This window comes from Brevundimonas sp. Root608, from assembly GCF_001427825.1.
GTDB lineage: Bacteria > Pseudomonadota > Alphaproteobacteria > Caulobacterales > Caulobacteraceae > Brevundimonas.
In genome coordinates this window covers 1-11,178 of sequence record NZ_LMGT01000005.1, presented here as the reverse complement: position 1 = coordinate 11,178, position 11,178 = coordinate 1, and the positions used below count along the sequence as shown (strand labels likewise).

Below are 11,178 nucleotides of genomic sequence, written 5' to 3'. Positions count from 1 at the left end.
AGTGAAGCCCGAGGGGGAGGTCATCCGCCTGCTCTATATCGACGATGACCGCGGCCTCTCGCGGCTGGTCGAGAAGGAGCTGGGCCGCCACGGCTTCGCCGTCGCCTGCGCCCCCGACGGGGACGCGGGTCTGGAAATCCTCGTCGAGCGCGCCGCTGATTTCGATGTCGTCGCCCTGGACCACTACATGCCGGGCCGCGAGGGCCTGGACGTCCTGCCCGAGATCATCGCGCTGAAGAACCCGCCGCCCGTCGTCTATGTCACCGGGGCCCAGGAGGGCCGTATCGCCGTGGCCGCCCTGCGCGCCGGCGCCGCCGACTACGTCATCAAGGACGTGTCCGAGGATTTCACCGCCCTGCTGCGCAACGCGCTGGAGGAGGCGGTGTCGCGCCGCCGGCTCCAGCGCGAGAACGAGGCGGCCCAGGAGATGGTCCGCCTCGCCCGCGACCGCGCCGAGGCCATGCTGCGCGAGGTCAACCACCGCGTCGGCAATTCCCTGCAGCTGGTGTCCAGCTTCATGTCTCTGCAGCTGCGCCACATGACCGACGAAGGCGCCCGATCCGCCCTGAAGGAATCCCAGGCCCGGATCGAGGCCGTGGCCCACGTCCACCGCCGCCTCTACACATCCGACGACATGTCCTCCGTGGCCATGGACGAATATCTCGAAGGCCTGATCGACGAATTGGGCAAGTCGGTCGGTCCCGGCGACAACTCGCCGAACATCACCCTGCGCGCCGAGCCCATGCGCGTCTCGACCGATCAGGCGGTGTCGCTGGGCGTCGTCGTCACCGAACTGGTCACCAACGCCGTCAAATACGCCTACGCTCCCGGTCAGGCCGGCGAGATCCGGGTCATTCTCGAGCCGGACGCCAACGGCCGCGCCCTGCTGACGGTCGAGGACGACGGCCCCGGCATGGGCGACGGCAAGGCCCGCGGCACCGGTCTGGGCGGCAAGATCATCACCGCCATGGCCTCGGGCCTGCGCTCGAAGGTCGAGTACGACGGCGAGCACCGCGGCGTACGCGCCCGCCTCGCCTTCGATCTTTGACGCTTCGGACGCATTATCCGCCCATGCTCCAGTTCGGCTGCCGAGATCCCGACCTTGATTACGCCCCGCGCCCCACGGCGTTCGGCCTGGTCTTCCACGATGCGAAACTGGCCTGTGTCCGGGTGGACCGGGGCGAAGGCAGCTATTTCGACCTGCCCGGCGGCGCCGTCGACGGCGACGAGACCGAGGAGCAGGCCCTGGTCCGCGAATTCATCGAGGAGACGGGGATGTCCGTCCGGCCTCTGCTTCGCCTGGCCGAGGCCTCGCAGTATTTCCGCAAGTCCGACGGATCGCCGATCAACAACCACGGCGGCTTCTGGATCGCGGAACAACTGTCGCTTGATCCCGCCGTCAAGGTCGAGATCGATCACGAACTGGTCTGGCTGCATCCGCATACGGCCGCCGCCCGGTTGCGCCACGACGCCCACGCCTGGGCCGTGACGCTCTGGCTGCGACGCCACGCCAGCTGAACCATACGGAACGGGCGCGGCCGTCGTTCGCTTTTTCCTGCACAGGCGCCGTCAGTCCGACGGCGTGTCAGTGAGGAGATTTCCATGCCCGATCATGACCGTATCGAAGGCGCCGCCAAGAACATGGGCGGCAATATCAAGGAAGCCGCCGGCAAGCTGACCGGCGACGAAAAGCTCAAGGCCGAAGGACGCGCCGATCAGGCCGAGGGCAAGATCCAGAACGCCGTCGGCGGTCTGAAGGACACCCTCCGCGACAACCGCAACTAGGTTTCGCGTTCAACGACCGTGACGCCGTCCGCACCGCGGGCGGCGTTTGCGCGTCCGGTCAGTCCCCGCCCAACCGGACCCTCAGCCCATCCTGCGTCGGCGCCCGTCCGTCGGCCGGCCGGCATTCCTCGGTCCAGGCCACACCGCCCTGGGGCCGCGCCTGCGGGCGGGTTTCACACGTCTGCTCCTGCGGCGCGAGGGCGGCGCGGGCAGGTCGATCCGGAGCGCCGCACTGCAGGGCGTAGCGGTCGCCCGCCGCCGCCAGCCGGCCTGCGTCGGGCGCGCCCGCGGGCGCCAGGCCGGGCGGCAGATCGGCCCCCAGATTGGCCGCCAGCGCGGTCCGAACCCGGGCCTGGCAAGCCTCCATCGACTCCGAGGCCTTGCGGATCAGCGGGCTGCATTCGGCCCGTTCATAGCCATAGGGGTCGGCGCGGGCGCTGTCGGGGATGGCGGGAATCCCGACCGGCGCGGCGGGCGGCGGCGGAGGCGGCTCCTCCCAAACGACCTGACCCGCGGCGGCCTGTTGCAGCATCACGGCGAACACGATGGCGAGCATGTCGGAACACTCCCGGAAACCGCCCGCACCCTAGCCTATTTGGCCAGCGCCCGCATCGCCTTCTCCAGGCCTTCCAGGGTCAGCGGATACATCCGCTCGTCGACCAGTTCGCGCACCATCCCGACCGAGGCGGAATAGCTCCAGTAGCGCTCGGGCGACGGGTTCAGCCAGGCCACCTTGTCCCACTGCTGCGTCGCCCGCTTCATCCAGACCGCGCCCGCCTCCTCGTTCCAGTGCTCGACCGAGCCGCCGGGCATGGTCACCTCATAGGGGCTCATGGTGGCGTCGCCGACGAAGATGGCGCGCCAGTCGGCGGGGTATTTGTTCAGCACCTCCCAGGTCGGGATCTTCTGCTCGTGCCGGCGCCGGTTGTCCTTCCACACGCCTTCGTAGAGGCAGTTGTGGAAGTAGAAGAACTCGAGGTGTTTGAACTCGGTCTTCGCGGCCGAGAACAGCTCCTCGCACATCTTCACATGGGCATCCATCGACCCCCCGATGTCGAGGAACAGCAGCACCTTGATGGTGTTGCGCCGCTCGGGCCGCATGTGAATGTCCAGCCAGCCCTGCCGCGCCGTGCCGTCGATGGTGGCGTCCATGTCCAGTTCGTCCGGCGCGCCCTGCCGCGCGAACCGGCGCAGCCGCCGCAGCGCCACCTTGATGTTGCGCGTGCCCAGCTCGACCTGGTCGTCCAGATTTCGGTACTCGCGCTTCTCCCAGACCTTGACCGCCCGCCCCTGCCGTCCGGGCCCCCCGACGCGCACGCCCTCGGGATTGTAGCCGCCGTGGCCGAACGGGCTGGTCCCGCCGGTGCCGATCCATTTGTTGCCGCCCTCGTGCCGGCCCTTCTGCTCTTCCAGACGCTGCTTCAGCGTCTCCATCAGCTTGTCGAACCCGCCCAAGGCCTCGATCTGCGCCTTCTCCTCGTCGGTCAGGTATTTTTCGTTGAGCAGTTTCAGCCAGTCCTCGGGCACGTCCAGCGACGGCTCTTCGCCCGCCCCGACGGTCTCGATCCCGGCGAACACCTTGCCGAACACCTGGTCGAACCGGTCGTAGTGCTTCTCGTCCTTGACCAGCACCGCCCGCGACAGGTGGTAGAAATCATCCACCTTCCGCCCGGCCACGTCCCGGTCCATGGCCTCCATCAGATGGAGCCATTCCTTCATCGACACGGGCACGCGCGCGTGTCTCAGGGCGGTGAAGAAGGGGAGGAGCATGGGACCAACCTGAGCCCGGCTCAGCCCCGCCGCAAGATGAACTCGTCATCCAGCCACCGACCGACGGGGTATTGATACTCCCCGGCCTTCACGAACCCGAAAGCCTCGTACAGCTTCTGCGCCTTCAGATTGCCGCTCCAGACGCCGATCCACAGCGGCCCGTCGCTGTGCGCCTCCATCCACTCCAGCGCCACGGCCAGCAGCTTCGTCCCCAGCCCCAGGCCCTGCGCCGCCTTCGCCACATACAGCCGCCGCAGCTCGGCGTGGCCGGGCCGGGCGTCCGGGTGGGGCAGGGTGTTCGGCCCGGTGTTGGCGAAGGCCAGCAACTCGCCGTCGCGCTCCGCCACCCACCAGGCCGCGCCGGGCTCCCTCAACTTCGTGCGGATCGTCTCCGGGCTGAAGCTGGCGTCGAGGAAGGCGGTCAGATCATCCGCCGGATACGGGATGGCGAAGCCGTCGGCGGCCACGAAGGTGTCGATGAAGGTCTGGCGCCCGATCGCGGCCAGCGCGTCGGCGTCGGCGTCGGTCGCGGGACGGATGATGGGTTCGCTCATGCTTCCGCTTTCAGCCATTGCACCCCGGGACTCAACCCCCTCCGCTCATCCCGGCGAAAGCCGGGACCCAGTGCTTTCGTGATGCAGGATGCGTGGGGCAGCGGCTGTGAAAATTCTGAACGACCGGATCGCCCAAAGAACTGGGTCCCGGCTTTCCCCGGGATGAGCGGATGATTTTGTCAGGCCGCCCGCCTAGTCTCCAACAATGAGCGTCGCCCTGTTCACCCACCCCGACATGATCGAGCACCGTCCCGGCGTCGGCCACCCCGAGCGGCCCGAGCGGCTGAAGGCCGTGCTGGACGCCCTCGACGATTCCGGCCTGTCCCTCGACCGCCGCGCCGCGACGGAGGCGACCGTCGCCGACCTCGAACGGCTGCACCCCGCTGATTACGTCGCCCGCCTGCTCAGGGCCTCGCCCTCCGCCGGCCTGAACCAGCTGGACGCCGACACCGTCCTGTCCCCCGGCAGCCTCCGCGCCGCCCGCCTCGCCGCCGGCGCGGTGATCGACGCGGTCCGCGCCATCGCCCGCGGCGAGACGACCCGGGCCTTCGCCGCCGTCCGCCCGCCCGGCCATCACGCCGAGCCCGATCAGGCCATGGGCTTCTGCCTGTTCTCCAACGTGGCCGTCGCCGCCCGCGTCGCCCAGGCCGAGGGACTGGCCCGCGTCGCCGTGATCGATTTCGACGTCCACCACGGCAACGGCACCCAGGCCGCGTTCGAGAACGACGCCAGCCTCTTCCTCGGCTCGATCCACCAGATGCCCCTCTATCCCGGCACGGGCGCGGCCTCCGAAACCGGCGTCGGCAATATCGTCAACGCCCCGGTGCCGCCCCACGCGGCCCGCGAGGCCTGGCGCGCGACCTTCTCGGGCGGGCTGATGCCGGCGCTGCAGGCCTTCAATCCGGACCTGATCCTGATCTCCGCCGGCTTCGACGCCCACCGCCGCGATCCGCTGGCGCATCAGAGTCTGGAGGCCGACGATTTCGCCTGGGCCACCCGCGCCGTTCTCGAGGTCGCGCGTTCGTGTTGTGGCGGCAAGGTTGCAGCCTCGCTCGAGGGCGGTTACGACCTAGAAGGGCTGGGCCGTTCCGCGGTCGCTCACGTTCAGGCCTTGGGGGAGGAATAAGGACGGTTCGCCAAAGGCTTATCCCTCCGCAAATCATGCCCGCCCCCGCCCGAGACCCATTGATGGCAGACCCGCCGATTCCCGTGACTGCCCCGCCGGCCCGCCCGGCTCTGGTCTCGGTGCGTCCCGGCGCCATCATCCTGGCCCGCCACGGCGAGCCGGCCCTGTCGCGCAAATGCCTGCTGACCTCCGACCAGTATCGCGACTGGTGGGCGAAATACGAAGTCGGCGGCCTGCGCGCCGGCCAGACCCCGCCGCCCGAACTGCTGGCCACGGCCGAGGGCGCCGGCGCCATCTACGCCTCGACCCGTCCCCGCGCCCAGGAAACCGCCGCGGCCATCGCCGCCGGCCGCGAGGTCATGTCGGACGCCCTGTTCATCGAGGCGCCCCTGCCGCCGCCGCACTTCCCGTCGTGGTTCAAGCTGCCGCCCAAATACTGGGGCGCCGTCGCCCGCTTCTGGTGGCACGCCTTCAATCACCACGAGGGTCAGGAAACCCGCGCCCAGGCCGAGGCCCGTTCCGAGGCCGCCGCCCGGGCCCTGATCGCCCGGGCAGAGAGCGGTCAGGATGTGCTGGTCCTCGCCCACGGCTATTTCAACCACATGGTCGGTCGCCGCCTGCGCGCCGACGGTTGGGATCTGGTCCACAACCAGGGCTTCAAATACTGGTCCCAGCGCCGCTACGAGAAGCGCTGACGGCGCGGAGAGCACGATGATCCGACGGTCCCTGCTTTCCCTCGTCCTCAGCCTGGCCTTCCTCGCTCCGGACCGGGCCTCCGCCCAAGACCCGGCTCCCGCCGGCGCGGTGCGCGTGGCCATCGAAACCACCGCCGGAACCATTCTGGCCGAAACCGACCCCCGCGCCCCGGTCACCTCCGCCAACTTCCTGCGCTATGTCGACGAGGGCCGCTTCAACGGCGTGACCTTCTACCGCGGCATGGTCCTCGGCCCCGCCGCCGGCCTGATCCAGGGCGGAACCGGCGGCGCGCCGGAACGCGTCCTGCCGCCCATCGCCCACGAGCCGACCAGCGAGACAGGCCTCAGCCACACCGACGGCGCCCTCTCCATGGCGCGCTTCGATCCCGGCACGGCCACGGGCGACTTCTTCATCATCGTCGGCGACGTCAGCTCGCTCGACGCCGGCAAGTCCGCCCCCGGCGACCCCGGCTTCGCCGTCTTCGGCCGCGTGGTCGAGGGCATGGACATCGTCCGCCGGATCCTCGCCGCCCCCAAATCCCCCACCGAGGGCGAAGGCTTCATGCGCGGCCAGATGCTGGACCCGCGCATCGGCGTCGTCTCCGTCCGCCGCCTCCCCTAGCAGGAAAGTCCGGCCTTCCGCTTGAGACGGGCCGCCGCCCCCTCTAGGGTCGTCGCCGATGACCGACCCCGCCGCCATTCCCGCCGATCTCAGCTTCGAGGACGCCCTGCAGCGTCTCGAGGCCATCGTGTCCAAGCTCGAGTCCGGCCAGGCGCCGCTCGAGGAATCGATCGCCCTGTACGAGGAGGGCGCCCGGCTCAAGGCTCACTGCGAAAACCGCCTGAAGGCCGCCCAGCTGCGCGTTGAGAAGATCGTCGTCGGCCCCGATGGCCAGGCGAAAGGCGTCGAACCCGCCGAGTTCAGCTGATGCCGGCCCCGGCCGCCCCGATCGCCTTCGACGACTTCATGAAGGTGGACGTGCGCGTGGGCCAGGTCCTGACCGCCGACCCGTTCCCCGAGGCGCGCAAGCCGGCGTACAAGCTGACCATCGACTTCGGCCCCGAGGTCGGCGTCAAGACGTCCTCGGCCCAGATCACCACCCACTACACGCGCGACGACCTGGTCGGCCGCAAGGTCGCCGCCGTGGTCAACTTCCCCCCGCGCCGGATCGGCCACTTCATGTCCGAGGTCCTGACCCTGGGCTTCCCGGACGCCGCGGGCGAGGTCGTGCTGGTCGGCGTCGACCGCGAGGTCGAGATCGGCGGGAGGCTGTTCTGACCCTCCACCCGCCCCAGGCCCCCGCCGCCAACTCCCCGGAGCAGGACGTCATCGACCGCGTGGCCGAGATCGCCGATCTGGTCACCGTCGCCCTCGACGAGCTTCTGCCCCGCGCCAGCGGCCCCGAATCGCGCCTGACCGAGGCCATGCGCTACGCCGCCCTCGGCCCGGGCAAGCGGCTGCGCCCCTTCTTCGCCCTCGAGGCCGCCAATCTGTTCGACATCGAGGAGCGGCCGGTGCTGCGCGCCGCCTGCGCCCTAGAATGCGTCCACGCCTACAGCCTGGTCCACGACGACCTGCCCTGCATGGACGACGACGACATGCGCCGCGGCCGCCCGACGGTGCACAAGGCCTATGACGAGGCCACCGCCGTCCTCGCCGGGGACGCCCTGCAGACCGCCGCCTTCGACATCCTGCTGCACCCCGACACCCACGACGACGCCGAGGTCCGCTGCGAACTGGCGGCCCGCCTGTCGCTGGCCTCGGGCGCGCGCGGCATGGCCGGCGGCCAGATGATCGACCTGCTGGGCGTGCGCGACGATCTCGGCGGCGTCGCCCGCATGCAGCGGCTCAAGACCGGCGCCCTGTTCACCTACGCCTTCGAGATTCCCCTGATCATCGCCCGCGCCCGCGAGGCCCAGCGCCAGGCCCTGATCAGCTTCGCCCACGACATCGGCCTGGCCTACCAGATCGTCGACGACCTGCTCGACGTCGAGGGCGACGAGGATATCCTCGGCAAGGCGGCCAACAAGGACGCGGCCCAGGGCAAGACCAATTTCGTCACCCTGCTGGGCGTCGACGCCGCGCGGCATCGCGTCGCGCATCTCGCCGACCAGGCCCGCGCCCACCTCGACGTCTTCGGTCCCGACGCCGAAATCCTCAAGGCCAGTGTGGATTACGTCCTTCAGCGCCGTTCTTGACGACCCTTCGCCGTCATCCTCGGGCTTGACCCGAGGATCAGAGGTTGGGAACAGCTGGCTATCCAAAGGCTTCTCTGACTGCCGGCCACCCTGGAATACCGAGCGCCGGAACGTCTGATCCCCGGGACAAGCCCGAGGATGACGGGTAGAGAAGAGCTCGTAAGGAACACGTGAGTTCATGCCCGACACCCCGCTGCTCGACCAGGTTCACCTCCCCGCCGACACGCGCGGGTTCGACATCCCCCAGCTGCGCCAGCTGGCCGATGAGCTGAGGGCCGAAACCATCGACGCCGTCTCCACGACCGGCGGCCACCTCGGCGCCGGCCTCGGCGTGGTCGAGCTGACCGTGGCCCTGCACCAAGTCTTCGAGACGCCGAAGGACATCCTGATCTGGGACGTCGGCCATCAGTGCTATCCGCACAAGATCCTGACCGGACGCCGCGACCGGATCCGCACCCTGCGCCAGCCGGGGGGGCTGTCGGGCTTCACCAAACGCAGCGAGAGCGAATACGACCCCTTCGGCGCGGCCCACGCCTCGACCTCGATCAGCGCCGCCCTCGGCTTCGCCGCCGCCCGCGACCAGAAGGGCGAAACGAACCGCGTCGTCGCCGTCATCGGCGACGGCTCCATGTCCGCCGGCATGGCCTATGAGGCCATGAACAACGCCGCCGAGACGACCCACGGCCAGCTGATGGTCATCCTCAACGACAACGACATGTCGATCGCCCCGCCGGTCGGCGGCATGAGCGCCTATCTGGCCAAACAGGTCTCGGGCGGCGCCTACCGCAATTTCCGCCGCTTCGGAAAGTCGGTCGCCGAACATCTGCCGCGCCCGTTCCGCAACGCCGCGCGCAAGGCCGAGGAATACGCCCGCGGCATGATCGTGGGCGGCACCTTCTTCGAGGAGTTGGGCTTCTACTACGTCGGGCCGGTCGATGGCCACGACATGGACAACCTGGTCCCCATCCTCAGGAACGCCGCCGCCATCACCGACCGTCCGGTGATCGTCCACGTCGTGACGCAAAAAGGGAAGGGCTACGCCCCCGCCGAGAGCAGCGCCGACAAGCTGCACGCCGTCGCCAGATTCGACGTCGTCTCGGGCGAACAGTCCAAATCCGTTTCCAACGCCCCCAGCTACACCAAGGTGTTCGGGACCGAGCTGATCAAGCGCGCCCATCTCGACCCCTCCATCGTCGCCATCACCGCCGCCATGCCGTCGGGCACCGGGCTGGACCTGTTCGGCCAGGCCTTCCCGACCCGCACCTATGACGTCGGCATCGCCGAACAGCACGCCGTCACCTTCGCCGCCGGCCTCGCCGCCGACGGGATGAAGCCGGTCTGCGCCATCTATTCGACCTTCCTCCAGCGCGGTTACGACCAGGTCGTCCACGATGTGGCCATCCAGAAGCTGCCGGTGCGCTTCGCCATGGATCGCGCCGGTCTGGTCGGCGCCGACGGGGCCACCCACGCGGGCAGTTTCGACATCGGCTTCATGGGCGCCTTGCCCGGCATGGTGCTGATGGCCGCGGCCGACGAGGCCGATCTGGCCGCCATGATCGCCACCAGCCTCGAGATCGACGACCGCCCGTCTGCCTTCCGCTATCCGCGCGGCGACGGCGTCGGGGTCGAGATTCCCGAGCTCGCCGCCCCGCTCGAGATCGGCAAGGGCCGCATCGTGCGCGAGGGCACGACGGTCGCCATCCTGTCGCTCGGAACCCGCCTGCAGGAATCGCTCAAGGCCGCCGACGCCCTGGCCGCGCGCGGCGTCTCCGCCACCGTCGCCGACGCCCGCTTCGCCAAGCCGCTGGACGCCGACATGATCCTGCGTCTGGCCCGCGAGCACGAATGCCTGATCACGGTCGAGGAGGGGGCCATGGGCGGCTTCGGCGCCTTCGTGCTGCAGTTGCTGGCCGAAAAGGGCGCGCTCGACGCCGGGCTGAAGATCCGCACCCTCTGCCTGCCTGACGTCTTCCAGGACCAGGACAATCCGGTCGCCATGTACGCGACCGCGGGCCTCAACGCCGAACACATCGCCGCCGCCGCCCTTCAGGCGCTGGGCGTCGAGGCGACGCGGGCGGTGCGGGCGTAAGCACGCGTTCTCCCTCCCCTTCATGGGGAGGGATGTCGGCGCGAAGCGGCGACAGGGTGGGTCAGGGCTGGAATTCCTCACCCGGTCGCTTCGGCGCCCCCCTCCCCATGAAGGGGAGGGAGAACGCAACCCTCGCCCTCTGAGCCCGTTCTGTCGCGGGGCTTTGAGGGTTGAGTAAAATGAATATCCGCATCCTGACCGCCGTCGCCGCCTTGACCGTGGGCGTCGTCCAGCCCGCCGTCGCACAGGAAGCCTCGGCTTCCGCCGACGGCCCCGTCGAGATCATGCGCGCCAGCGACACCGCCATGACCTGCCCCCAGATTTCGGAAGAAGCGGCCCAGCTCAGCCAGCGGCTGGGCGGAACGCCGGGCGGCGGCATTCTCTCCTCGATCACCGGCGTGGCTACGGCCGGCGCGGCCTTGCTGATCCCCGGGGCCGGTCTGGCCATCGCCGGCGCCGAGGCCCTGACCCGCCCCGACCGCGAGCGCAAGGAGGCCGAGGAGGCCGCCGTCCGCCACCGCTGGTACTATCTGAACGGCCTCTACGCCGGTCAGGACTGCCAGGCCGCCGCCGACGCCGCCGGCGCGACACCGGCCAGTCCGGCGGACGCCGCCCCGGCCCCGCGCGAAGGGAACTGACCAAATCGCCCCTTCCCCCATTTCGGGGGAAGGTGGCTCGCGCAGCGAGACGGGTGGGGGCTGTCTGATCGCGGACCACCGTCCGCCGACCGCTGACCCGGACAGAGCCCCCATCCGGGCGGCTCCGCCGCGCACCTTCCCCCGAAATGGGGGAAGGATCAGGTTTGATATAGTCGGGTTCGGAAGAAAATATCCTCCCCGATCAACCGCTTCCGCTTTTCTCAAACTCTATTGTCAGCACCCCCTCCCGGCGGCCGCATACTATCTGCATCCCGTCGCGGGGGAGGGCGTCTGGCGCCAGGGCCATCAACGTGCGGCGGGG

General features: G+C 69.6%; 14 protein-coding genes. 11 read left to right on the top strand and 3 right to left on the bottom strand.

Features of this window, described 5'->3' with window-relative positions; all coding sequences use genetic code 11:
- Position 1 precedes the first annotated feature (1 nt).
- The 3 genes from ASD59_RS08295 (at position 2) to ASD59_RS08285 (ending at position 1,785) form a co-directional block, all read left to right on the top strand.
- The gene (locus tag ASD59_RS08295) at positions 2-1,048 is read left to right on the top strand and encodes a sensor histidine kinase (RefSeq protein ID WP_055830761.1); all 1,047 of its coding nucleotides are present in this window, start codon (positions 2-4) and stop codon (positions 1,046-1,048) included.
- 23 nt (positions 1,049-1,071) lie between these two features.
- Positions 1,072-1,518: an NUDIX domain-containing protein gene (locus tag ASD59_RS08290; RefSeq protein ID WP_055830759.1), complete on the top strand. Its 447-nt coding sequence runs from the start codon at positions 1,072-1,074 to the stop codon at positions 1,516-1,518.
- 84 nt (positions 1,519-1,602) lie between these two features.
- A complete protein-coding gene (locus ASD59_RS08285) occupies positions 1,603-1,785 on the top strand; it encodes a CsbD family protein (protein ID WP_055830757.1) in 183 nt (60 codons plus the stop codon).
- A 58-nt stretch (positions 1,786-1,843) separates the two neighbouring features.
- On the opposite strand, the gene ASD59_RS08280 is transcribed toward ASD59_RS08285, so the two are convergent.
- From ASD59_RS08280 to ASD59_RS08270, 3 genes are read right to left on the bottom strand one after another with little or no spacing between them, the layout of a single operon-like run.
- Positions 1,844-2,341, bottom strand: coding sequence for a hypothetical protein (locus tag ASD59_RS08280; RefSeq protein WP_055830755.1), 498 nt, complete (start codon positions 2,339-2,341; stop codon positions 1,844-1,846).
- 35 nt (positions 2,342-2,376) lie between these two features.
- The gene (locus ASD59_RS08275; protein WP_055830753.1) at positions 2,377-3,555 is read right to left on the bottom strand and encodes a vWA domain-containing protein; all 1,179 of its coding nucleotides are present in this window, start codon (positions 3,553-3,555) and stop codon (positions 2,377-2,379) included.
- Positions 3,556-3,575: 20 nt separating this feature from the next.
- Complete coding sequence (locus ASD59_RS08270) at positions 3,576-4,109, bottom strand: GNAT family N-acetyltransferase (protein ID WP_055830751.1); 534 nt, start codon at positions 4,107-4,109, stop codon at positions 3,576-3,578.
- A gap of 205 nt (positions 4,110-4,314) precedes the next feature.
- On the opposite strand from ASD59_RS08270, the gene ASD59_RS08265 reads away from it, so the two are divergent.
- From ASD59_RS08265 to ASD59_RS08230, 8 genes are all read left to right on the top strand, one after another.
- Positions 4,315-5,235, top strand: coding sequence for a histone deacetylase family protein (locus ASD59_RS08265; RefSeq protein ID WP_055830749.1), 921 nt, complete (start codon positions 4,315-4,317; stop codon positions 5,233-5,235).
- Between the two features lie 62 nt (positions 5,236-5,297).
- Positions 5,298-5,930 (top strand): histidine phosphatase family protein, encoded by a 633-nt coding sequence (locus ASD59_RS08260; RefSeq protein ID WP_082560129.1) that lies wholly within the window; start codon positions 5,298-5,300, stop codon positions 5,928-5,930.
- Positions 5,931-5,946: 16 nt separating this feature from the next.
- On the top strand, positions 5,947-6,552 hold the full coding sequence (locus ASD59_RS08255; RefSeq protein WP_055830747.1) for a peptidylprolyl isomerase: 606 nt from the start codon (positions 5,947-5,949) through the stop codon (positions 6,550-6,552).
- 58 nt (positions 6,553-6,610) lie between these two features.
- Positions 6,611-6,859 (top strand): exodeoxyribonuclease VII small subunit, encoded by a 249-nt coding sequence (locus ASD59_RS08250; RefSeq protein WP_055830745.1) that lies wholly within the window; start codon positions 6,611-6,613, stop codon positions 6,857-6,859.
- Positions 6,859-7,209 carry a tRNA-binding protein gene (locus ASD59_RS08245; RefSeq protein ID WP_055830743.1) on the top strand — a complete coding sequence of 117 codons (351 nt, stop codon included), beginning with the start codon at positions 6,859-6,861 and terminating at the stop codon, positions 7,207-7,209. The genes ASD59_RS08250 and ASD59_RS08245 overlap by 1 nt, the downstream gene beginning before the upstream one ends.
- 50 nt (positions 7,210-7,259) lie before the next feature.
- Positions 7,260-8,129, top strand: coding sequence for a polyprenyl synthetase family protein (locus tag ASD59_RS08240; protein ID WP_156376991.1), 870 nt, complete (start codon positions 7,260-7,262; stop codon positions 8,127-8,129).
- 178 nt (positions 8,130-8,307) lie between these two features.
- Complete coding sequence (gene dxs / locus ASD59_RS08235; RefSeq protein ID WP_055830741.1) at positions 8,308-10,218, top strand: 1-deoxy-D-xylulose-5-phosphate synthase; 1,911 nt, start codon at positions 8,308-8,310, stop codon at positions 10,216-10,218.
- A gap of 179 nt (positions 10,219-10,397) precedes the next feature.
- Positions 10,398-10,856 (top strand): hypothetical protein, encoded by a 459-nt coding sequence (locus ASD59_RS08230; RefSeq protein ID WP_055830739.1) that lies wholly within the window; start codon positions 10,398-10,400, stop codon positions 10,854-10,856.
- Positions 10,857-11,178 lie beyond the last annotated feature (322 nt).

Bases quoted from the DNA above. Each gene is read 5' to 3' on its own strand.
- ASD59_RS08270 (WP_055830751.1), bottom strand. From the start codon at position 4,109: ATGAGCGAACCCATCATCCGTCCCGCGACCGACGCCGACGCCGACGCG.
- ASD59_RS08285 (WP_055830757.1), top strand. From the start codon at position 1,603: ATGCCCGATCATGACCGTATCGAAGGCGCCGCCAAGAACATGGGCGGC.
- ASD59_RS08250 (WP_055830745.1), top strand. From the start codon at position 6,611: ATGACCGACCCCGCCGCCATTCCCGCCGATCTCAGCTTCGAGGACGCC.
- ASD59_RS08230 (WP_055830739.1), top strand. From the start codon at position 10,398: ATGAATATCCGCATCCTGACCGCCGTCGCCGCCTTGACCGTGGGCGTC.
- ASD59_RS08245 (WP_055830743.1), top strand. From the start codon at position 6,859: ATGCCGGCCCCGGCCGCCCCGATCGCCTTCGACGACTTCATGAAGGTG.
- ASD59_RS08280 (WP_055830755.1), bottom strand. From the start codon at position 2,341: ATGCTCGCCATCGTGTTCGCCGTGATGCTGCAACAGGCCGCCGCGGGT.
- dxs (WP_055830741.1), top strand. From the start codon at position 8,308: ATGCCCGACACCCCGCTGCTCGACCAGGTTCACCTCCCCGCCGACACG.
- ASD59_RS08265 (WP_055830749.1), top strand. From the start codon at position 4,315: ATGAGCGTCGCCCTGTTCACCCACCCCGACATGATCGAGCACCGTCCC.
- ASD59_RS08290 (WP_055830759.1), top strand. From the start codon at position 1,072: ATGCTCCAGTTCGGCTGCCGAGATCCCGACCTTGATTACGCCCCGCGC.
- ASD59_RS08260 (WP_082560129.1), top strand. From the start codon at position 5,298: ATGGCAGACCCGCCGATTCCCGTGACTGCCCCGCCGGCCCGCCCGGCT.
- ASD59_RS08255 (WP_055830747.1), top strand. From the start codon at position 5,947: ATGATCCGACGGTCCCTGCTTTCCCTCGTCCTCAGCCTGGCCTTCCTC.
- ASD59_RS08275 (WP_055830753.1), bottom strand. From the start codon at position 3,555: ATGCTCCTCCCCTTCTTCACCGCCCTGAGACACGCGCGCGTGCCCGTG.